The sequence below is a fragment of the Clostridium sp. JS66 genome, assembly GCF_033561535.1.
In the GTDB taxonomy this organism is placed as follows: Bacteria; Bacillota; Clostridia; order Clostridiales; family Clostridiaceae; genus Clostridium_AM; species Clostridium_AM carboxidivorans.
Map to the genome: position 1 here is coordinate 5,704,610 of NZ_CP131467.1, position 19,893 is coordinate 5,724,502.

A 19,893-nucleotide genomic window follows, 5' to 3' on the forward strand; every position below is an offset into this window, starting at 1 on the left:
ACTTTTATGTTTTTCTGCACTTATTTTATATTATCTATATAGATTATACTAAAATTTAATAATTCTGTGTTTTGCTTATTTTAAAGTTTCAAATGAATATCCCTTTGCTTTAAAATATTCTATTACCTGCGGCAATGCTTGTACTGTTGTAACTTTGGCTGGTGCATCATGCATCAAAATTACTAAATGCTCTTGATTACCATAAGTTTTAACTTTACTGATTAAACTACTTACAGGAACACTATTATGTTCTGCATCTCCTGTTAGATCATTCCAATCCACATAATGATATCCTGCTTTTTTAACTTCCTGTCTAAATGGAGCTAATCTCTGTCCAAAAGATCCTCCTGGAAATCTTATAAGCTTTAAACTATATTTACTTCCTATAATAGATTTCAGTACATTATTGCACTTATCCAAATCATTGATAAAAACTTTAGGATCAGAATATACATAGTGCATATCGTGTGTATATGTGTGATTACCTACTACATGTCCCTCTGATATTTCTCTTTTTATCAAATCCTTATTTTGTTCAGCATTTTGTCCAATAACAAAGAAAGTAGCCTTTACATTAAATTTTTTAAGTATCTCCAATATTTTAGGCGTATTATTGGTGGATGGTCCATCATCAAAAGTTAAATATACTACTTTCTTACCATCTGATTTATAAGGATCAAAGGCTCCTTCATCTTTTGTATTATTAGGATTCACACTGTTCTCTCTTTTATTCATAGATTCTTGATCTAACTTTTTCTGCTGTTCTTTTGAATTTGCAGCGTTAACTACAACATTTTTTCTGGCTGATATCTTCCCCCCTATGAAAAAACCAACTGAAAATAGAATTAATAAAGAAATAACTGATAATACAAAATTCCTTCTTTGTCTCACTTTATTTTTTCTAATCCTTTCTTCGTATTTTTCCATCCATATCATCCCCTAAATTCTATCATTCATAATTACACAAGATATTAAATTTTCTGAGGCAAATAAGCATTTTACCATTCACCTGCTATCTGTGCATTTTTATGATCTAACTGAAATCTCTGGCTATTAAAATAATTACCTCCCCTATAGAATGTAGAATCTACATTTATCCACTTTTGTTCTTCCGGTAAATAAACCTGATTCCATGCATGACTTACCCAACTAACTCCATTGAATCCCTCACCTGTTATCAATCTTACCTTTATACCATTTGCTCTACACATAGCCACATATAAACAAGAATAATCAAAACAAATACCCTTTCTAGTATCATAAGTATATATAGCACCAGATTGTACATTAAAATCGTTGTTTAAAACCTTATTGGCCTTATCATGATCATAAGCTATATTTTTTCCTATCCAGTTATATATTATTTTTGCTTTACCTTTGGTTGTATCTTCTTTTGATACTATGCTTCTTGAAAATTTATTTATTTCATCATTAGATTTTACTCCTTGATCTAAAGTAACTCCATTATAATATACTACAGTTCTATCGTTATTATTAACTTTTCCAGGTGCGATTTCCTTACTTTCCCCTTGCTTGATGACAATTTTAAAAGAGTTATCTATAATACTAGGAAGCTTTTTTGCTATAGTTGAATTTGTAATAGGTATTATTGCTTCCTTACACATAATATTGTAAGGTTTTGATGCTTCTAAATACTTATTTAACTTTGCATTTGTACTAAACATAGACAGTATATTTAATGCAAGTGTTACTAAAAGTAAATAACATATAGCTTTAGGCAATTGAAAAACTAATCCTGTCAATCTCCTAAAGAAGTTTCCTTTAGAACTTAAAGATTTTTCTATTATATCTAACATAGGATAAACAGTTAAACAATTTATAATTTCTAAACTAAGTTTAATAATTTTATAAATTATAAGTATTATTAAAGGTATTATTACAGCATAAATTATAAGAGTATTGCTCTCTATATAATTTAAAAAATCTGATGGTATTGATGTATATATTCTTTTATAGATCCCAGAATCATGTTGAATAAATACCTTTCTTCCAAAGTAAATTCCTAAAAACAAAGCTAAAATAAAAGATATACTTCTATTAATTTCATTAATATCTGATTTTAAATCATAGGATGAAAATTTAAACAAAAATCCTCTTATTAAAGGATAAAGAAATATTAAAATAAGGGCTATGGTTACCATATTGATATTATTTATGCCTAACATTTGTACTCACCTCTTAATCTTATACCTGACGGCACTTTATAATTCTATACTTAACAAAGCTAAAATATATACTTTCACTTGATAATAAGAGGTTTTTTGTTAAATATATGAATCTTCATTACTTACAATAGAACGCAATACAGTTTTTATATTTTCCCATGAATATCCTCTTCTCAAAAGATAATCACTAAGTTTTTTATAAACTTTTTTATAATCCTGCTCAGATTTTACTATTATGTTATATCTTTTTTCCGCAAGCTCATGTAATTTATCTAAATCAGTTTGTTTGTTATCATGAGTTTCATCCTTTTTCTCAAAATCATTAAAATCTTTTTTTATAACATTGTTTAGTGTTTCTGAAACTATATCTGAATTATATCCCTTTCTAATTAAAAATTCTCCTACTTTTTTATAAATCTTTCTATAATCTTTTTCATTTTTAATCAATAAGTTGTATTTTTTTTCCGCTAAATTAATTGCTGTCTCTTTTTCAACTCCACTCCCTATACAAGCAAAGCCTTCACTTATTTTTTTCTCGTCTATTCCCTTTTTTATCAAATCGTATTTTATTTTATTTCTCCCATTGCTTTTTAACTTATCTTTTATATACATTTGTACAAACTTTTCATCATTGATAAAACCATATTTTTTCAAGAATTCTATAGTTCTAATTACAGTTTTTTCATCATATCCCTTCTCAAGAAGCTTTGAGGATATCTGTGCTTGTGTCTTGTACACTTTTTCTATAATTTTAAGAGCAGTGGATTTACATTTCATATAGTTATCTTCCATTATTATTTCATTTAAGTAATTAAAATCCACACTCTTTCCCTTTTCAATATTATGAATATATACTAATTCTGCACTACATGCAAAGGCAAATTCATGATTAACATACACATTTACCCTATCCTTGTTTCTTTTCTGAATTTCAACTTTAGTAATGATTTTTTTTGAATTTTCCATTATATAATCACCTTATTTTTCACTTTTAAATATGTGTATAGTTGGCTCATTAAAAATAAGCCTAGCAACATTATATATATGTTCCTTTTTTACCTTTTCTATTTCATCCATATCTGTAACAAACTTATATATATTATCTTCATCAATTGCTTGGTGAAGCACATAATTTCCTATATCTGATGCGTCTTCTAAAGTAAAAGCAATAGCAGTTTTTAAGACCTTTTTCATATGTTTTATAGTATTGTTGTCAAATACTATTTCTTCATTCTTTATTTCTTTAATACATTCATCTATTACTTCTAGTGATTGATCTATATTTTCTTCACCTACAGCAGTGTATATATAGAGAGTTTTAACATAATTCGTTAAATCCAAATCGGTATATACATCATAGGCAAATCCCTTTTCTTCTCTAAGCTTTCTAAATAATATTGAATTAGCACTTTCTCCAAATTTATGATTCAATATTCTAAGTGCCAATTCCTCCTCTTTACTTATATGATGAAATGTAAAAAGATAAATTATTGTGCTTTGTTCTATATTTTTTTTATAAGAAATCTTTTTTATTGGAATATTTTTTTCTGCAATAACTTCCTTCCTTTTAAATTCTTTCCATATCCATTCATTAAAATACTTCCAAACTATATTAAAAACCTCTTCATGGTCAAGAGGTGAAACTATAGATATATAACAGTTGTTAGGAACATAATATTTTTCATAAAAATCCACTATTTTTCTTCTAGTAAGATTTTTAACACTTTTCTCATCCCCTATAATTTCATATTTTAGAGGACCTTTGTTAAAAGCTATTTCATTTACTTTTTTAAAGCTTAAATCTTCTATATCGTCCCTACTTGTTCTTATTTCTGCTAATATTACCTCTCTTTCTTTTTCAATTTCATCTTGTGGAAAAATACAATTTCTAAGCATATCCGATAAAATTTCAATTCCATTTTCCAATTCTTCATTTAATGTAGTAATAGTATATACCGTACTGTTTTTATCCGTATAGGCATTATATTCTCCACATAAATTTTCTAAATCCATATTCAATTTTTCATTATCTCTATTCTTAGTTCCTTTAAAAAGCATATGTTCTATAAAGTGGCATATTCCTTTCTCGTTAATATTTTCATATATGGATCCTATTTTAACTCCTACATTTATAGAAGCTATTTGGGTATCTTTTTTTATAGTAACTAATCTTATTCCATTAGGCATAACCTTTTGTTTAGCATCAAACATAACATATCTCCTTTATTTGGGTTAAAATATAACTTATAAATATATTATATTTTATATTATAATAAATAAAAAGCTACATATAATAAATATAATAAAAATTTCATTTGCTAATATCTAAGTACTGTGATATGATAAGATTTGTTTTGTATTATAAAAAAGAAAGAGGAATTTGAATGGAAAATATTAAATTTAGTGATTTAAACCTTCATACAAAGGTTTTACAAGCTATAGACGCTATGGGTTTTGAAGAACCTTCTCAAATCCAAGCTGAAGCAATACCTGTTATTTTATCAGGTAATGATATGATAGGTCAAGCGCAAACTGGTACAGGTAAAACTTTGGCTTTCGGGGCTCCTGTATTAAGTCAGATAGAATCTAGTGATAAAATATCTGCACTAGTACTTACCCCAACAAGAGAACTTGCAATACAAGTAAATGATGAATTAGCTCGTATTGCAAAGTTTAAAAAAACAAAGTTACTTCCTGTATATGGTGGCCAGCCAATTGATAGACAAATTAAGTCTTTAAGAAGAGGCGTAGATGTTGTAGTAGGAACTCCTGGTAGAATTTTAGACCATATAAAAAGAAATACTTTAGATTTAAGTGGTGTTAAATTCTTAATTTTGGATGAGTCCGATGAAATGCTTAATATGGGATTTATAGATGATATAGAAGAGATTATAAAAGCCTTAAACAAGGATAGACAGACGCTTCTTTTCTCTGCAACTATGCCAAAAGAAATAGCAAAACTTGCTTCTAAATACATGAAAAATGAAGTAAAACATATAAAGATAGTTAAAAATTCTTTAACTGTTGAAAAAATTAAGCAATATTATTATGAAGTAAAGCATAAAGATAGATTTGAATCATTATGCAGAATTTTAGATATAGATGAACCTTCTAGTGCTATAATCTTCTGTAAAACTAAAAGAGGTGTGGATGAACTTGTAGAATCTATGCAAGGAAGAGGATATAACGTTGAAGGTATGCATGGTGACATGGGACAGAATCAAAGATTAAATACATTAAGAAAATTTAAAGAAGGTACTTTAGACTTTTTAGTTGCTACAGATGTTGCTGCTAGAGGTATAGATGTTGACGATGTATCTCATGTAATAAACTATGATTTACCTCAAGACATGGAATCTTATGTACATAGAATTGGTAGAACTGGAAGAGCTAATAAAGAAGGAATTGCTTATTCTCTTGTAACTCCTAGAGAATATATTATGATAAAGCAGTTAGAAAAATTTACGAAAAGTAAAATAAAGAGAAAAGAAATCCCTACTTTAGATGAAATTTTTGAAGCTAAGTATAACAGTATGTTAAAGGATGTAAAAAATACTCTAGAGCAAAATGACTACAAGGACTTTATACCTGTAGCAACAGGCTTAGATGAAGATTATAATTTAGTAGACGTTGCTGCTGCTCTTATGAAAATGCTCTTTGATAGAGAATTTAATTTTGATTATAATAATGAAGATTTAGGAAAATCAACTAAACCTGTAAGATTATTTTTATCTGTAGGTAGAATTGATAAAGTTACTCCTGTTAAAATACTTAATTTCTTAGAAGAAACTTCCGATATAGATGTAAATGAAGTCGGAGATATAGATATATTTGATAAATTTACCTTCATAGATCTACCTGAAGACTTATTGGATGCAGTTTTGTCCAGAAGCAGTGGTAAAAGATTAAATGGTAGAAGAGTTAATATAGAAGTAGCTAAAAGTAAAAATAGTCATTCCCGTAAATAATATGAAAAAAGCTCCTTAATTCAAACAAATTATAATTGTGAACTTTTTTCATGTTTAAAATAAATCCACAAATGTAACACATTTGTGGGTTATTTTTTGAATATAGCTTAAACATTTACAAATAAACTAAATTATATTACCATAAGCATAACATGTTAGTTGAAGAAAGGAAAAAGTTATGACTAAAATATCTTTTAAAGGAAGTGCAATGCTTAATCCTGTTCCATCAGTTCTTATAACTTCTCAAAATAAAGAAGGAAAAATAAATGTATTTACTGTAGGGTGGATTGGCACTGCTTGTACTAAACCTCCTATGATAACTGCAGCTATACGTCCTGAAAGACTTTCTTACGAATACATAAAAGAAACGGGAGAATTTGTGGTTAATTTACCATCTAAAGATATGGTTAGAACTTTAGACTTCTGTGGTGTGCGTTCTGGAAAAAATATAGATAAAATAAAACACTGTAATTTAACATTAGAAGAAAGTGAAAAAGTTAAAGTTCCCAGTATAAAACAGTGTCCTGTCTCTTTAGAGTGTAAAGTTAAAACTATCACTCCTCTTGGAAGTCACGATTTGTTTCTAGCTGAAGTGTTAGCTATTCATGTAGAAGAAAATCTTTTAGACGAAAATGGTAAAATTCACTTAGAAAAAGCAAACTTAATATGTTATTCCCACGGAGAATATTTTTCTCTTAATTCAAAAGCTTTGGGTAAATTCGGATATTCCGTTCAAAAAAAGAAAAAATCTAAAAATAAATTTAAAAAATAATGCTTTAAATCTCCCCTCTTTCATAATATATTAGAGGGGGGATTTTTATGTCTAAGTTTAAAAAGTTACTAATAATTTTAATCTCAATATTAATTGTTGAGGCTATAATAATATATTGTGGATATAAATCATCATCTAATAGAAATGCTTTCAATATAAATAATCCTAAGAGTAATTATATAATTGTAGTTGATGTTTCTTCTAATAATTTAATAGTTTTTAAAGATGGTATTCAATTTAAAAGTTATCAAGTGGCAAGTGGAAAATATGATACTCCTTCCCCTTTGGGTACATGGAAAATAGTAAACAAGGACAATTGGGGTGATGGTTTTGGGGGCTACTGGATGGGTTTTAACGTCCCCTGGGGTAAGTATGGTATACATGGCACATTATTTCCTGGCTCCATAGGATGGAATTCATCCCATGGATGTATAAGAATGAAGAACTCAGAAGTGGCAGAATTATATAAAATTATTCCATATGGTACAACTGTCATTGTTTGGGGAGGACCTTATGGTAATTTTGGAAATTACCTCAGAACTTTAAAACCTGGAATGACAGGATCAGATGTATATCAGCTTCAATTTATGCTTCGAACAAAAGGTTACTATAATTCTAAGCCTAATGGCATTTATAATGATTATTTTAAATCTGTAGTTCATAAATTTCAGAAGGATAATTCTCTTCCTATATCTGATACTATAAGCTACAGTTTCTATTCCAAACTAGGTGTAAAATTAATTGATTAAAATATTTTGTATTCTAATACATATAAAAAATGTTTTTAAAAAAGTAGATTAAAAGCTTTTTACACTTTTAATCTACCTTTTAATTTTAAATTACATTTTTTCATGGAAGGTTCTGCTTATAACTTCTAGCTGCTGTTCTCTAGTTAATCTGTTGAAATGAACAGCATAACCTGATACTCTTATTGTAAGTGTGGGATACTTTTCTGGATTTTCCATAGCATCTATCAGCGTTTCCCTGTTTAACACATTTACATTCAAGTGAAAGGCTCCTTGTGAGAAATATCCATCCATCATGTTTGCAAGATTTACTATTCTGCTTTCTTCATCTTTTCCAAGTGCATCTGGTATTATAGAGAATGTATTTGATACTCCATCCTGACAGTAAGTTCTATATGGTATTTTTGCAACTGAGTTAAGTGATGCTAATGCTCCATTTTCATCTCTTCCATGCATTGGATTTGCTCCTGGCGCTAGTGGCTCACCTACTTTTCTTCCATCTGGTGTTGTTCCTGTTTTCTTACCATATACCACATTTGATGTTATTGTTAACACTGATAATGAATGTTCTGCATCTCTATAAGTTTTATGCTTTTTAAGCTCATTTGAAAATTTCTTAACTAACTGTACTGCTAAATCATCAACTCTATCATCATCATTTCCATACTTAGGGAAGCTTCCTTCTATTTCAAAGTCCACAGTTATTCCATCTTCATTTCTTATTGGTTTAACCTTTGCATATTTTATAGCACTTAATGAATCTGCTGCTACTGATAAGCCTGCTATTCCAAAAGCCATAAATCTTTTAACAGCTGTATCATGAAGAGCCATCTGTCCTGCTTCATAAGCATATTTATCATGCATGTAGTGAATTGTATTCATTGTATCTACATATAATTCAGCTACATATTCCATAACTTTGTTATAACTCTTAATTACCTTATTAAAGTCAAGAACTTCATCTTCCATCTTTTCTATATCTGGTACAACTTTAATCAAACTTCCATCCTTAGCTTTTTTCTTTTCGTCATATCCTCCATTTATCGCATAGAGTAATGATTTTGCAAGGTTTGCTCTTGCTCCAAAGAACTGCATTCTCTTTCCTATTTCCATAGCAGATACACAGCAAGCTATACCATAGTCATCTCCATATATTGGTCTCATTATATCATCATTTTCATACTGCAAAGAGTCTGTTTTTATGGACATTTCAGCACAATAATTTTTGAAGTTTTGTGGCAGCTTTTCTGACCATAAAACTGTCATGTTTGGTTCTGGTGCTGGTCCTAAATTAGTTAATGTGTGTAAAAATCTATAAGCTGTCTTTGTAACCAATGATTTCCCATTTACTCCAATTCCGCCTATGGATTCTGTCACCCAGTTAGGATCCCCTGCAAATAAATCATTATACTCTGGTGTTCTTAAATGTCTTACCATTCTTAATTTTATAACAAGCTGATCTATTATCTCTTGTGCTTCTGCTTCTGTTATAACCTCATTTTTTAAATCTCTTTCTATATATATATCAAGGAATGTTGTATTTCTTCCTATAGACATTGCTGCTCCATTATTTTCTTTTACTCCTGCCAAATATCCAAAGTATAAGAATTGAGCTGCTTCTACAACATTTGATGCTGGCTTTGATATATCTATGCCATAAGATGCCGCCATAGCTTTTATTTCACCTAAAGCTCTAATCTGCATTGATACTTCTTCTCTAAGTCTTATAAGTTCATCTGTAGTTGGTCCTACTAGCTCATTTAGATCTTTTTTCTTCTGTGCTGTTAAAAAGTCTATTCCATAAAGAGCTATTCTTCTGTAATCTCCTATTATTCTTCCCCTACCATAAGCATCTGGAAGTCCTGTAAGAAGTCCAACCGTTCTTGCTTTTCTTGCAGCTTCTGTATAAGCATCAAATACTCCTTGATTATGAGTTTTTCTATACTTACTAAAATAATTTTCTATATTTTCATTCATCTTAAAGCCGTATTCTTCTAAGGACTGTTCTACCATTCTCATTCCACCAAAAGGATTCATTATTCTCTTTAGTGGTGCGTCTGTTTGAAATCCTACTATAACTTCATTTTCCTTGTCCAAATAACCAGGTTTAAAATTATTTATACCTGAAATTTCATTGGTTTCAACATCTATAATTCCTTTTTTAATTTCTTCTATAATTAACTCTTCTGCTTCTTTCCAAAGCTTCTTTGTTTTTTCTGTTGGTACTTCTAAAAAGCTTTTGTCACCTTCATATGCTGTATAGTTTTTTTGTATGAATTCTCTTACGTCGATTTCCTCTGTCCATATACCTGATTTAAATCCTTGCCATTGTTTCATAATCATAAAAATGCCTCCCTACCTAATTAAAATATTTCTTTACATATCCAGGAAGCTTCAAAAAATATAAAGCCGCCTGGACAGTTTGCCCAGGCGGTCGACATTTTTCTTATAAATCACACTCCCTGTGGTAAACTCCACTTCCGCCAGTTATGTGATTCTGCTAAAAAATCTTTAATTGCATGACTTTTACATAGAATTAAATAATGATTTTTTAGTTTTTTTAAATTTAATAATATAATAGTAAACAATAATTCGTTGTTTGTCAATTTATAAATATAAAAATACTCATAAATACCTACATTATTTTTTAATTATGTCAAACTAAAAACCACTACTAATAGCATTTTAAACTTTTCTGCAGCCAAAAGTGCATGTGGTACATGTGCTGGCATTACTATAGTTTCACCCTTTTTAACGTTAAACTTCTCATCGCCTATGGTTATTTCAGATTCACCATCAAGAATATAAACCATAGCATCCCCTCCTGCCGAATGGGAGCTAATTTCTTCACCTTTATCAAATGCAAATAAAGTTACACTAAGAGCTTTTCCTTGAGCTAAAGTTCTACTTACAACTCTTCCCTCTTCATAGTCTACAAGTCCTTCAAACTCTAATGGTTTTGCAAAATCGATATTCTTTATAAAATGTTTCTCCATAATTTCTTACCTCCTAACAATATAAGTATTTCCTTATATTTAAATAGTAATACAAATTATATAATTAATCTGTACCATTAGTTACAGCATAATAAATTTCATTACAAAAAATAACAGCTAAAAGTTAGCTGTTATTTTTTACTATTTAATTGTAAATTTCATTATAATAGGTGTAGATATTTTTTGTCCTGAATCAGAAGCAACATTTGTAGTTACCACTAAATAATATACTTTACCTGATTGATAACTTTGTGCAGGTTTAACTACTAAAATATCTTTGGTCACATCAAAACTTATATCAACATCTACTCTGTTATATAATTCATCCAATACATATATATTGTCTTTATTTGCTGTAGAACTAGCTACACTTTTAGTAAACTTTAGTCTCCATGACTTATTGGGATCTATACCTGTCTTTTCTTGCCACTGTCTAGAATTATTAAAGTCTACTTCTGTATCATTAACTACTGTTACAACACAAGTATCTTTAAAGGCTCCATCATTTGATACTGCATTTATATAAACCTTACCAGGTTTTAAAGCCTTTATACTTATTCCATCGAAAGAAATTAATCCCTGTGCATCAAATTTCCAATTTATTGAGTTATCTGAAGCATTAGCTGGTAATACATTTGCAGTTAATGATGTAATTTCTCCCACTTTTAAAGTTATCTGATGTTTGTCCAATACCACAGACTTAACTGGTACATTAGTAATACTTAAATCATAATTTGTATTAGCACTTGGATACTTTGATCTATTCCAGTCATGATCTTTAGCCAATTGATCATCTGTTAAATTATAATAATCATAGCTTATTCTTCCCTGAACATCTGGCACAGGATCATCCCATGTACAATCTAATTGATACCACTTTCCATTAAGATTTACCAAATTCCAAGCATGATTTTCTACACTACTTCCATCTACCATACCAACTACAATTTTGGCTGGTACACCTGCTTTATTTAACATTTTATATGCTAAAAGTGCATATCCTTGACATACTGTAGTTCCATCATGCAATGCGTCATAAGCACTATGCTTTACAAGAGTTTCATCATAAGCAGTATTTGCAACTATGTAATCATGTATAGCCTTTTCCTTTTGATCTTGTGTCATAGAAGTTCTTATTATATTTTGAAGTATAGAATTCACCTTTTGATCTACCCAATTTTCCTGATCATATGTTAATAAATATTCTACAGTAAAATCTATATCTACATCTTGATTATATCCATGATACCTTACTTCAGAGCTTACAATAGAGTTTGCCAAATAATCATCAGATTCATCAATATAATCTAGTACTTCATTCAATATACCTTTTAAATCCGAAAAGTTTCCTGTATAATGTATGGAAAAACTTGTATTTCTATTTAAATAATTATCTTTGGCTACTTGTTTAATTTGATCTATAGTACTGCAAGAATTATTACTATATAAAAGATTAGGTTGTTTTACTTGCTGTTGTACAGATGCATTAAGAAGATTTTTATTTTTCCTGCTTATATTTCCACTATAATATTTTTCATTAATATTATTTATTTTAATATTATAATCAGAATTTTCAGTTGAACCTTTTACTCCATATGCTTGTACAAAAACGGGTGCAAAAGTAACTAAAGATATAACTATCATACTAGTGATTAATTTCCAAATTCTTTTCACATATTTCACTTCCTTTTGCAAAATAAATTTGTATACATTATACCATATATTTTATCTTAGTTTCCTTAAGTTCTCAAAAATAACTTCTTTTATAACAAATTATTTTTATATACATAGTGATAAATATATTTAAATTTATTTATTATTTATAAGATAATAAGCCAAAACTCATGTAATAGTTATTAGAACCATATTTTATATTTATAAATCTTCTTTTTTTACAATATTTAACCTAAAATCGTTATTGAATAGATTCCTATAAGATGATAATATTTGTATAAATTCAAAATATATAAATATTAAGGAGGATATACAAAATGTTTACTGAAAGGAAAACTTTAAATCTTTACACTTCTGCAGAATCCTATAATAATTCGAATCCAGATATAGTCATAAATGATGTAAGTATAGAGGTTCAAAGAGAAGGTTTTTTAGTAATAAAGGATCTTAATGGATATACTCATATAATAAATGTAAATAAATTTGTAGCTATCGTTTATTAAAAAAACATTAACCTAAAATAATTAGGAGAGGAGTATGGTTATGTTTTGTTATAATTTTCATAACCAGTTATATGAGTTTGAATTATCTTGATAATTATAATATATATGATATCTATTTAAAGTGGAAAAATGGTACTGAACCTTTTCAGTGCTTTTTTAAATCCACGCCATTTGTTTCTATTAAAAACTATCCAAACTTTATTATAAAAAAATTTGATATTACATGTAATGAAACAAAAGAACTTAACGAAACTAAGCATATAATAAATAAATATAAGAGGCATAATACTATTTTCATCTTAGACATACCTGGAAGTGAAAGTATTAAATTTGCCTGCATGCTTCAAAACAGCCTAAAGATAAAGCCTATACTTACTTTTAATGCTATACTTCATCCTTATGGTTTAGTGCAAGGAGAAGATTTTATAAGTAATTTAATTACTTGCGGAGAAAAAATTTGTGATATAAAAACTGAAGGTTATATCTTTATATTAGATAACGACAGATATATCTCTGATTCCACAGGCACTGAAGAAAACTGCTTTAATAACCAATATGAAACTACCGAGGAGGATATGCCCTCTTACGAATTGTTAAAGGAATTAAACTTTGCCAATGTAGTTTATATTTATAAAACATCTATTAAAGAAGATATTTCTTGTTATTTTGATTATCTAGAGCATTATAGTATAGAGGTAAACAAATATATGATTGGAGAATAAAATTTATGGATAATAAAAAATCATGGAAATATAAAGCTGCTGCACTAAGTCTTGCAGTATCGATGGTGTTAGTAAATCCATTAGCATTAACTGGTTGTGCACATCAAAATAAAGACAAAGATAAGGAAGATGATAATCAAAGCCAGTCTACTTCTTACTCACATTCGACACCTTTTATATTTAACTCTAGTTCAACATCCAGCGGCAGCAAATCTAGTATAAATACAGGTACTGCTAGCGGATGGAAAGCCTGGACTACCCCATCATCTAGTGGTGGATATTCTGGAGTACATGCTGGAAGCGTATCTAGTTAAATATATTACTTTGTGGAGATGATTTTAAAGTGTACAACTCTTTAACTGATAAACTTTTGTTTGACTACTACATGATAGATTGCAGAAGGAAAGAAACCATATTTTCTCCCTGCCCCTTCTATCTGGATGCTAAAACACTAAATAATATGAAAGAATCTGCAGAAACTTTAGATTTTCTAGTTAAAAGAATAATAAAAAATATTAATGGAAATTTTTCTGATTTTCAAGAATATATAAAGGACTTTAAATTTAAACAGGATATTGTAAATCTAAAAATTCCATTAAGCCCTATGTTTTGGGTAAGATATGACGCATTTATAAGACAAGATGGCGGAATTTTTTTCTCCGAATTTAATTATGACAAACCTTGTGCTCAAAGAGAAATCTTAGTTAGTGAATACTTGGAAACCCATAATAATTTAAATAGTGGATTTAAAGATAAATTTATAGCTTCTTTTAAAAATATAGTACATGATTTTTTTAAGGATCATGTACATGAAACATTTAATATAGCTGTACTTATAGATCCTTGTCATTTAGAAGAATGCCATTTATCATTTTTATATAAAGATATTATTGAAGATTCTAATTTCCATTTTATAGCTGTAGGTCCTAAAAATTTAAAAGTTATAGATGGAAATTTACTTGCTTTTGGTAAGGAAAAAATACAAGTAATTTTAAGACAATTCCCTACAGAACATATGGATGAAGTTTGCCATATAGAAAAAATTTTAAATTTATATAATCAAGGTAAAATTCTCATTATAAACGATCCTAGGGTAATCATTGGTCAATGTAAAAGTTTATTTGCTTACCTATGGTCATTAATAGAAAAACAAGATAAAAGATTAAGTGAGCGTGAAAGAGAAGTGATAAAAAATACTCTTCCACAAACTCGTATTTTCAAAAAAGATTATGTAGAAGATGTAATAAAAAATAAAAACAATTATGTTTTGAAACCTATTTATGGACGATATAGCGAAAATGTATTTATTGGAATATTGCATTCAGAAGAGGAATGGAAAAAATCAGTAGAATATGTTTTGGAAAATCCAGATGATTTCATTCTTCAAAAATTTTGTGCTATTCACAAAGATGCTGTAACTACAGTATCAGAAAATAGATTTATACCTAAAGAGGCTTTTGGAAACTTCGGAGTTTATCTTATAGACGGAAAAGTAGAAGGCTTTTGTACTAGATGGAATGAAAGCTATTTAACCTGTGATGAAGATACATGGATAACACCTATAGGCTTTTCAGATAAGCATATAGATATATTCCATTTTACAGGAAATAATAGAAAAGAAGTTTGGAATAAAGTAAGTGATAGGGCTATGATGGAATACGATTTTACTGGAAGTTATTTCAGGGATAAAGAATATACATCTCTAGACAGCCTTATTTTAGACAAAAATAAATTTGATGAACTAAAAAATGCTGCAAATAGTATATGCACCATATTTAAAAAAGCCCAAAACTTAGTATTAGAAAATATTAATACATTTTCTGAGGTTTTAGGTATTAATGGACTAGAAAATATAGTTAAAGCTAAACATACGGATTCCTTTTTATTTTTAGGAAGAATAGATTGGTGCCTTAACGAGCAAGGTGAGTGGAAACTTTTAGAAATTAATTCTGAAACCCCTGCAGGTTTAGTTGAAAGTATTGGTATAAGTAAAATAATACAACAAGAATTAAATATTCCATATAAAAATCCTAATGAAAACATGGTTAGTATGATAAAAGAAGAATTTTTTAAAATATTAAAGGATTATTCTAAAAATCATCATATTAACAATATAGGTATTTTATCTGGAACTTATTATGAGGATTGGTATAATACGCGAATTATATATAATATAGTTAAAGACCTTCCTTATAACATAAATATGGGAAATATCTACGATGTAAAAGTTAATAACAATAATTTATATCTTTATGGTAAACCTTTGGACGCTGTATTTAGATATTATCCCTTAGATTGGTTTATTCATGAAGATAAAACAGATATACTAAAGGCTATGGAACAAAATACCCTTAGTATAAACCCTCCCCATACCATAGTTACCCAAACCAAGGCTTTTTTAGCTTTAATCTTTGAATTAAAACAACAAGGTTTTTTTTCTAAAGACGAAAATCTTATTATCGAAAAATATATATCACAAACTAGTTTTGATGTAGAGAAACTTAATACAACTGATATTTGTATAAAACCACTTTTAGAAAGGGAGGGCAATGGTGTCTTATTAGGATATGAAGTATCTAAAGAACCTGAATACAATTTTATTTTTCAGAAACGAGAGCATATAACTCCAATAGATTATGATGTTTACTCAACTTTACACAAGGAAAATAAGCTTTTATACCCTATTATTGGCACCTATATAACTGGTGATAAATTTTGTGGTCTGTATACTAGATTAGGAAATCTGGTAACGACCAACTCCTGTATATATTCCCCTATATTTATCCGATGACTTGATAAAGGAGGTCATATAATGAGTAAAAAAAATAAATTTACTTCTACAAAATTATACCAACAAAATAATAAAAAATCTATAAATAAACGTACAGTAATTAAAGTTATTGTATGCATTTTAGCTATTTTGGCAGTGGTAGGAATATACGGCCAAAGAAAATATAAGCAAAGACAAGATGAGAAAAATTTGGTGGGGTATACTGTGCAAAACGAAAAATTTATAGATAGTTGTAATCTAGTTAATGTAGATGGATTCTACCTAGGCAAAGGCACATTAGACGGCCAGACTCATTACATTTTTCAAGCAGAAAAAAATAATCAAAAATCAGAAAATATAGATGTTATTGACAAACAAGTAGACATATATTATGTTGATTATTCTAATACATTAGATAAGCCAGGTACAGTTAAAGCTTACGCCACAGATTATGTGAAGAAGGATAAAAATGGAAAGGTAGTAAAGACTCAACAAAGATATTGTTACAAAGTATATATTCCTCAAAATTCAATAAAAAATTGTGGTGAACTCACCACATCAGATGAATAAAATAAGCAAATTGCATGGCAATTTGCTTATTTTATTTATATAATGTTTTGAAATCCTTCACCAAGAACTTCATTTATTTCATTTACAGTAATAAATGCCTTATCATCAATTAAGCTTATATACTCTCTTAATTTAAAAAATTCTTTTCTACTTATTACTGTAGTTATAACTTCTCTTTCGTTGTTTTTATATGCACCTTTAGCATAATATACAGTAGCACTTCTATCAAGTTTTTTAACTATATAACTTTTAATTTTTTCTCCTTCACTACTTATTATGGCCACATGCTTATAGGTATTGATACTTTTTATTACTTTATCAATTATAGTTGAGTTTATTATAACTCCTAATATAGCATACAAACCTTTATCTATTCCAAACACCAAAGATGCAGCTGCAGTAACTAGTATATCTGGAATCAGAACAGATTTACCTATACTAATTTTAAAATACTTATTTATTATTTTGCCAATAATATCAGTTCCACCTGTAGAGGCTCCTTGATTAAATACAATTCCCATACCTAATCCAGAAATTAATATTCCAAATATAAGTTGCACAAGGACATCGTTACTTAATGGATGTAGCTTTGGAAATAGTTCCTCTAAAAGCAGCATCATTCCTGATATAGTAAAACTACAAAATACAGTTTTTCCTCCAAACACAGGACCTATAACTATTATTCCAATTGTAAATAATACAACCTCCATTGCCATCATCAATATGCCAATAGGTATCTTAGGGAAAATGCTATTTATAATTATAGCAGCTCCACTTATTCCCCCTGCTGCAATTTCATTTGGAGCAAGGAAAAAATAAGTTCCAAATGAAACAAGAAATGTACCTAATAAAATTAAGAAAAAGCTTTTTAATTTATTTTTCATACTCACTCCTCCTAGTATAATATTCACTAAAAAGAGCATATAAATCCAAGTAAAATATTTCCTCAGATTTATATGCTCTCATATCACACATTACAAAACTTTTGCATGAATGTCTTTTCATAAGCTAAATTATAATCCAATTATATGGTATCACATAATACTTTTTACTGTCAATATTTAGTTTAATTTTTATGAACTTTTAGTTGACAAAAAAAATGGTAGGTATTAGAATTAGAATAAATGAGTGAGTACTCATTTATTCTAAAAAATGATGAGGTGATATCATGAATTTAAATGATGATCAAATAAAGGATGACATAGAAAAACTTTTAAACGATCAAGAAGGTTTAGAAGAGAGTATAACAAAAAGGCAGTGGCAAATACTAGAAGCAGCTATGAAGATATTCTCAGAAAAAGGATTCCAAGGAAGCAGGACTAGTGAAATTGCAAAAGAAGCAGAAGTGGCGGAAGGTACTATATTTAGATACTATAAAACCAAAAAAGATCTATTAATCGGACTTTTAATACCTCTAATTATAAAATTTTTTAAACCTTTAGCTATTAAATCAGCAGAAACAATAATAGAAAACAAAAAAAATAAGCCAATAGATGAATTAATGGAAGAATTACTTTTGGATAGGTTAAATTTAGTATATTCAAACTTTCCATTAATTAAAACCATATTTATGGAAGCTGCATATCAACCAGAACTTCTTAAAACTATTCAAAAAAATTTAGGTCCTAAAGTGATACCATTTATAAATAACTTTATGGATCAAAATATTAAAAACGAAAATTTTAGAGATGTAGATCCCATGCTAATGACAAGAACTATGATGAGTCTACTGCTTGGATATATAGTACTTGGTAATGTTTTTCCAGACTATTTTAGCAGTGAAAATGATGAAGAAGAGATAAAACAAATAGTAGATATTTTTTTACATGGAGTTGCAAAATAATATTTGGGAGGGTTTTAAAATGAATAGAAAAAGAATCTTAAAATTTGCAATTTTATTTATGGCACTTATATTATCATTTTCTGTTTTCTTTATAGTTAAATCATTAAAAGACAAACAATCTGATGAATTTATATATTCTGGTACTGCTGAAGCCGATACTATTAACGTAACTTCTGAAACTTCAGGTAAAATTGGCGATATGAAGATAAAAGAAGGTGGTAAAGTTAAAAGCGGTGATTTAGTAGCAATAATATCATCAGATGAAACTGAAGTTAACCTCCAAAATTCTGAAATCAGTATAAAAAATGCAGAAAATGAACTTGAAAAAATTAAAGATGGTAATAGAATTGAAGAAATAAAAGCTCAACAAGCATTAGTTGAACAGGCTCAAGCAGCTGTAAAACAAGGAGATGCAAGTGTAAATAATGCAAAAAATAATTTAGATGCTGCTAAAACTAATTATGATTACAAAAAGAAATTATATGATGATACTGTTACTCTATATAACAGTGGCTCAGAGTCAAAATACAAAGTGGATGCAGCTAAAAATGATTTAGATAATATATCTAATACTCTAAACAATGCAAAAAGTACAATGGATATGTCTCAAGCACAATTAAATAATTATAAAGCACAACTAAGTGCTGCCAGTGAAAAATTAAACCTTTTAGTAAATGGTGCCACTGAAAGAGACAAAAACACTGCTCAATATAATTTAGATAAAGCTCAAAATTCCTATGAATTATCTAAAATTCAATTAGATAAAAATAATTTAGTATCCGCAGTGGATGGTACTGTTCAAACTATTAACTTCAAAAAAGGTGAATATGTTACTCCTGGAACAGCTGTAGCTACTTTAATTGACACAAAGAATATTTGGGTTAAGATTTATGTACCTGAAAGCATGCTTCCCAACATTAAATTAGATAAAAATGTAACTCTAAAAAGTGATTTTATAAAAAATAAAACTATAAAAGGAAAAATCACATATATATCACCAGATGCTGAATTTACTCCTATGAACATAGTGACTAAAAAAGATAGAATGAAAATAGTATACGCAGTTAAAATACAAATATTAGATAATTTGGATATTGTAAAATCAGGAATGCTTTTTGATGTAAATTTAAAATAGGAGGTGCA

General features: G+C 28.5%; 18 protein-coding genes and 1 riboswitch. Of the genes, 10 read left to right on the top strand and 8 right to left on the bottom strand.

What is annotated here, in order from left to right; genetic code table 11:
• Nucleotides 1-75 precede the first annotated feature (75 nt).
• The 4 genes from Q6H37_RS26465 to Q6H37_RS26480 all read right to left on the bottom strand — a co-directional run bounded on the left by Q6H37_RS26465 (nt 76) and on the right by Q6H37_RS26480 (nt 4,397).
• Nucleotides 76-927 (bottom strand): polysaccharide deacetylase family protein, encoded by an 852-nt coding sequence (locus tag Q6H37_RS26465; protein WP_318737880.1) that lies wholly within the window; start codon nt 925-927, stop codon nt 76-78.
• Nucleotides 928-998: 71 nt separating this feature from the next.
• Nucleotides 999-2,186 carry a transglutaminase-like domain-containing protein gene (locus Q6H37_RS26470; protein WP_318737881.1) on the bottom strand — a complete coding sequence of 396 codons (1,188 nt, stop codon included), beginning with the start codon at nt 2,184-2,186 and terminating at the stop codon, nt 999-1,001.
• 99 nt (nt 2,187-2,285) lie between these two features.
• A complete protein-coding gene (gene recX, locus Q6H37_RS26475; protein ID WP_318737882.1) occupies nt 2,286-3,152 on the bottom strand; it encodes a recombination regulator RecX in 867 nt (288 codons plus the stop codon).
• A 12-nt stretch (nt 3,153-3,164) separates the two neighbouring features.
• Nucleotides 3,165-4,397, bottom strand: a complete 1,233-nt coding sequence (locus Q6H37_RS26480; protein ID WP_318737883.1) for a pitrilysin family protein — start codon at nt 4,395-4,397, stop codon at nt 3,165-3,167.
• 173 nt (nt 4,398-4,570) lie between these two features.
• Here Q6H37_RS26480 and Q6H37_RS26485 point away from each other — a divergent pair, with 173 nt between their 5' ends.
• From Q6H37_RS26485 to Q6H37_RS26495, 3 genes are all read left to right on the top strand, one after another.
• Nucleotides 4,571-6,154, top strand: a complete 1,584-nt coding sequence (locus tag Q6H37_RS26485; RefSeq protein ID WP_318737884.1) for a DEAD/DEAH box helicase — start codon at nt 4,571-4,573, stop codon at nt 6,152-6,154.
• A 178-nt stretch (nt 6,155-6,332) separates the two neighbouring features.
• A complete protein-coding gene (locus tag Q6H37_RS26490; protein ID WP_318737885.1) occupies nt 6,333-6,926 on the top strand; it encodes a flavin reductase family protein in 594 nt (197 codons plus the stop codon).
• A gap of 47 nt (nt 6,927-6,973) precedes the next feature.
• Nucleotides 6,974-7,675: a L,D-transpeptidase family protein gene (locus Q6H37_RS26495; protein ID WP_318737886.1), complete on the top strand. Its 702-nt coding sequence runs from the start codon at nt 6,974-6,976 to the stop codon at nt 7,673-7,675.
• A 90-nt stretch (nt 7,676-7,765) separates the two neighbouring features.
• Here Q6H37_RS26495 and pflB read toward each other — a convergent pair whose 3' ends face one another.
• The 3 genes from pflB to Q6H37_RS26510 form a co-directional block, all read right to left on the bottom strand.
• Entirely contained in the window at nt 7,766-10,012 is a 2,247-nt protein-coding gene (gene pflB, locus Q6H37_RS26500) for a formate C-acetyltransferase (protein ID WP_318743170.1), read from the bottom strand.
• A gap of 77 nt (nt 10,013-10,089) precedes the next feature.
• Nucleotides 10,090-10,173: riboswitch (ZMP/ZTP riboswitch) on the bottom strand.
• 150 nt (nt 10,174-10,323) lie between these two features.
• Complete coding sequence (locus Q6H37_RS26505; protein WP_029163009.1) at nt 10,324-10,668, bottom strand: cupin domain-containing protein; 345 nt, start codon at nt 10,666-10,668, stop codon at nt 10,324-10,326.
• A gap of 141 nt (nt 10,669-10,809) precedes the next feature.
• Entirely contained in the window at nt 10,810-12,342 is a 1,533-nt protein-coding gene (locus tag Q6H37_RS26510) for a transglutaminase domain-containing protein (RefSeq protein ID WP_318737887.1), read from the bottom strand.
• A 317-nt stretch (nt 12,343-12,659) separates the two neighbouring features.
• Here Q6H37_RS26510 and Q6H37_RS26515 point away from each other — a divergent pair, with 317 nt between their 5' ends.
• The 5 genes from Q6H37_RS26515 to Q6H37_RS26535 all read left to right on the top strand — a co-directional run bounded on the left by Q6H37_RS26515 (nt 12,660) and on the right by Q6H37_RS26535 (nt 16,907).
• A complete protein-coding gene (locus Q6H37_RS26515) occupies nt 12,660-12,845 on the top strand; it encodes a hypothetical protein (RefSeq protein WP_007062720.1) in 186 nt (61 codons plus the stop codon).
• 71 nt (nt 12,846-12,916) lie between these two features.
• A complete protein-coding gene (locus Q6H37_RS26520) occupies nt 12,917-13,567 on the top strand; it encodes a hypothetical protein (protein ID WP_318737888.1) in 651 nt (216 codons plus the stop codon).
• Between the two features lie 5 nt (nt 13,568-13,572).
• Nucleotides 13,573-13,881, top strand: a complete 309-nt coding sequence (locus Q6H37_RS26525; RefSeq protein WP_318737889.1) for a hypothetical protein — start codon at nt 13,573-13,575, stop codon at nt 13,879-13,881.
• Between the two features lie 29 nt (nt 13,882-13,910).
• Entirely contained in the window at nt 13,911-16,358 is a 2,448-nt protein-coding gene (locus Q6H37_RS26530; RefSeq protein ID WP_318737890.1) for a glutathionylspermidine synthase family protein, read from the top strand.
• A gap of 21 nt (nt 16,359-16,379) precedes the next feature.
• Nucleotides 16,380-16,907, top strand: coding sequence for a hypothetical protein (locus Q6H37_RS26535; protein ID WP_318737891.1), 528 nt, complete (start codon nt 16,380-16,382; stop codon nt 16,905-16,907).
• A gap of 35 nt (nt 16,908-16,942) precedes the next feature.
• On the opposite strand, the gene Q6H37_RS26540 is transcribed toward Q6H37_RS26535, so the two are convergent.
• Nucleotides 16,943-17,791, bottom strand: coding sequence for a YitT family protein (locus Q6H37_RS26540; RefSeq protein WP_318737892.1), 849 nt, complete (start codon nt 17,789-17,791; stop codon nt 16,943-16,945).
• 284 nt (nt 17,792-18,075) lie between these two features.
• Between Q6H37_RS26540 and Q6H37_RS26545 the strand changes: the two genes are divergently transcribed.
• Nucleotides 18,076-18,750, top strand: coding sequence for a TetR/AcrR family transcriptional regulator (locus Q6H37_RS26545; RefSeq protein ID WP_318737893.1), 675 nt, complete (start codon nt 18,076-18,078; stop codon nt 18,748-18,750).
• A 19-nt stretch (nt 18,751-18,769) separates the two neighbouring features.
• The gene (locus tag Q6H37_RS26550) at nt 18,770-19,885 is read left to right on the top strand and encodes an HlyD family secretion protein (RefSeq protein ID WP_318737894.1); all 1,116 of its coding nucleotides are present in this window, start codon (nt 18,770-18,772) and stop codon (nt 19,883-19,885) included.
• Nucleotides 19,886-19,893 lie beyond the last annotated feature (8 nt).

Coding starts and splice junctions, on each gene's coding strand:
- Q6H37_RS26525 (WP_318737889.1), top strand. CDS start 13,573: ATGGATAATAAAAAATCATGGAAATATAAAGCTGCTGCACTAAGTCTT.
- Q6H37_RS26505 (WP_029163009.1), bottom strand. CDS start 10,668: ATGGAGAAACATTTTATAAAGAATATCGATTTTGCAAAACCATTAGAG.
- Q6H37_RS26540 (WP_318737892.1), bottom strand. CDS start 17,791: ATGAAAAATAAATTAAAAAGCTTTTTCTTAATTTTATTAGGTACATTT.
- recX (WP_318737882.1), bottom strand. CDS start 3,152: ATGGAAAATTCAAAAAAAATCATTACTAAAGTTGAAATTCAGAAAAGA.
- Q6H37_RS26480 (WP_318737883.1), bottom strand. CDS start 4,397: ATGTTTGATGCTAAACAAAAGGTTATGCCTAATGGAATAAGATTAGTT.
- Q6H37_RS26465 (WP_318737880.1), bottom strand. CDS start 927: ATGGAAAAATACGAAGAAAGGATTAGAAAAAATAAAGTGAGACAAAGA.
- Q6H37_RS26520 (WP_318737888.1), top strand. CDS start 12,917: ATGAGTTTGAATTATCTTGATAATTATAATATATATGATATCTATTTA.
- Q6H37_RS26495 (WP_318737886.1), top strand. CDS start 6,974: ATGTCTAAGTTTAAAAAGTTACTAATAATTTTAATCTCAATATTAATT.
- Q6H37_RS26485 (WP_318737884.1), top strand. CDS start 4,571: ATGGAAAATATTAAATTTAGTGATTTAAACCTTCATACAAAGGTTTTA.
- Q6H37_RS26550 (WP_318737894.1), top strand. CDS start 18,770: ATGAATAGAAAAAGAATCTTAAAATTTGCAATTTTATTTATGGCACTT.
- Q6H37_RS26470 (WP_318737881.1), bottom strand. CDS start 2,186: ATGTTAGGCATAAATAATATCAATATGGTAACCATAGCCCTTATTTTA.
- Q6H37_RS26535 (WP_318737891.1), top strand. CDS start 16,380: ATGAGTAAAAAAAATAAATTTACTTCTACAAAATTATACCAACAAAAT.
- Q6H37_RS26490 (WP_318737885.1), top strand. CDS start 6,333: ATGACTAAAATATCTTTTAAAGGAAGTGCAATGCTTAATCCTGTTCCA.
- Q6H37_RS26515 (WP_007062720.1), top strand. CDS start 12,660: ATGTTTACTGAAAGGAAAACTTTAAATCTTTACACTTCTGCAGAATCC.
- Q6H37_RS26545 (WP_318737893.1), top strand. CDS start 18,076: ATGAATTTAAATGATGATCAAATAAAGGATGACATAGAAAAACTTTTA.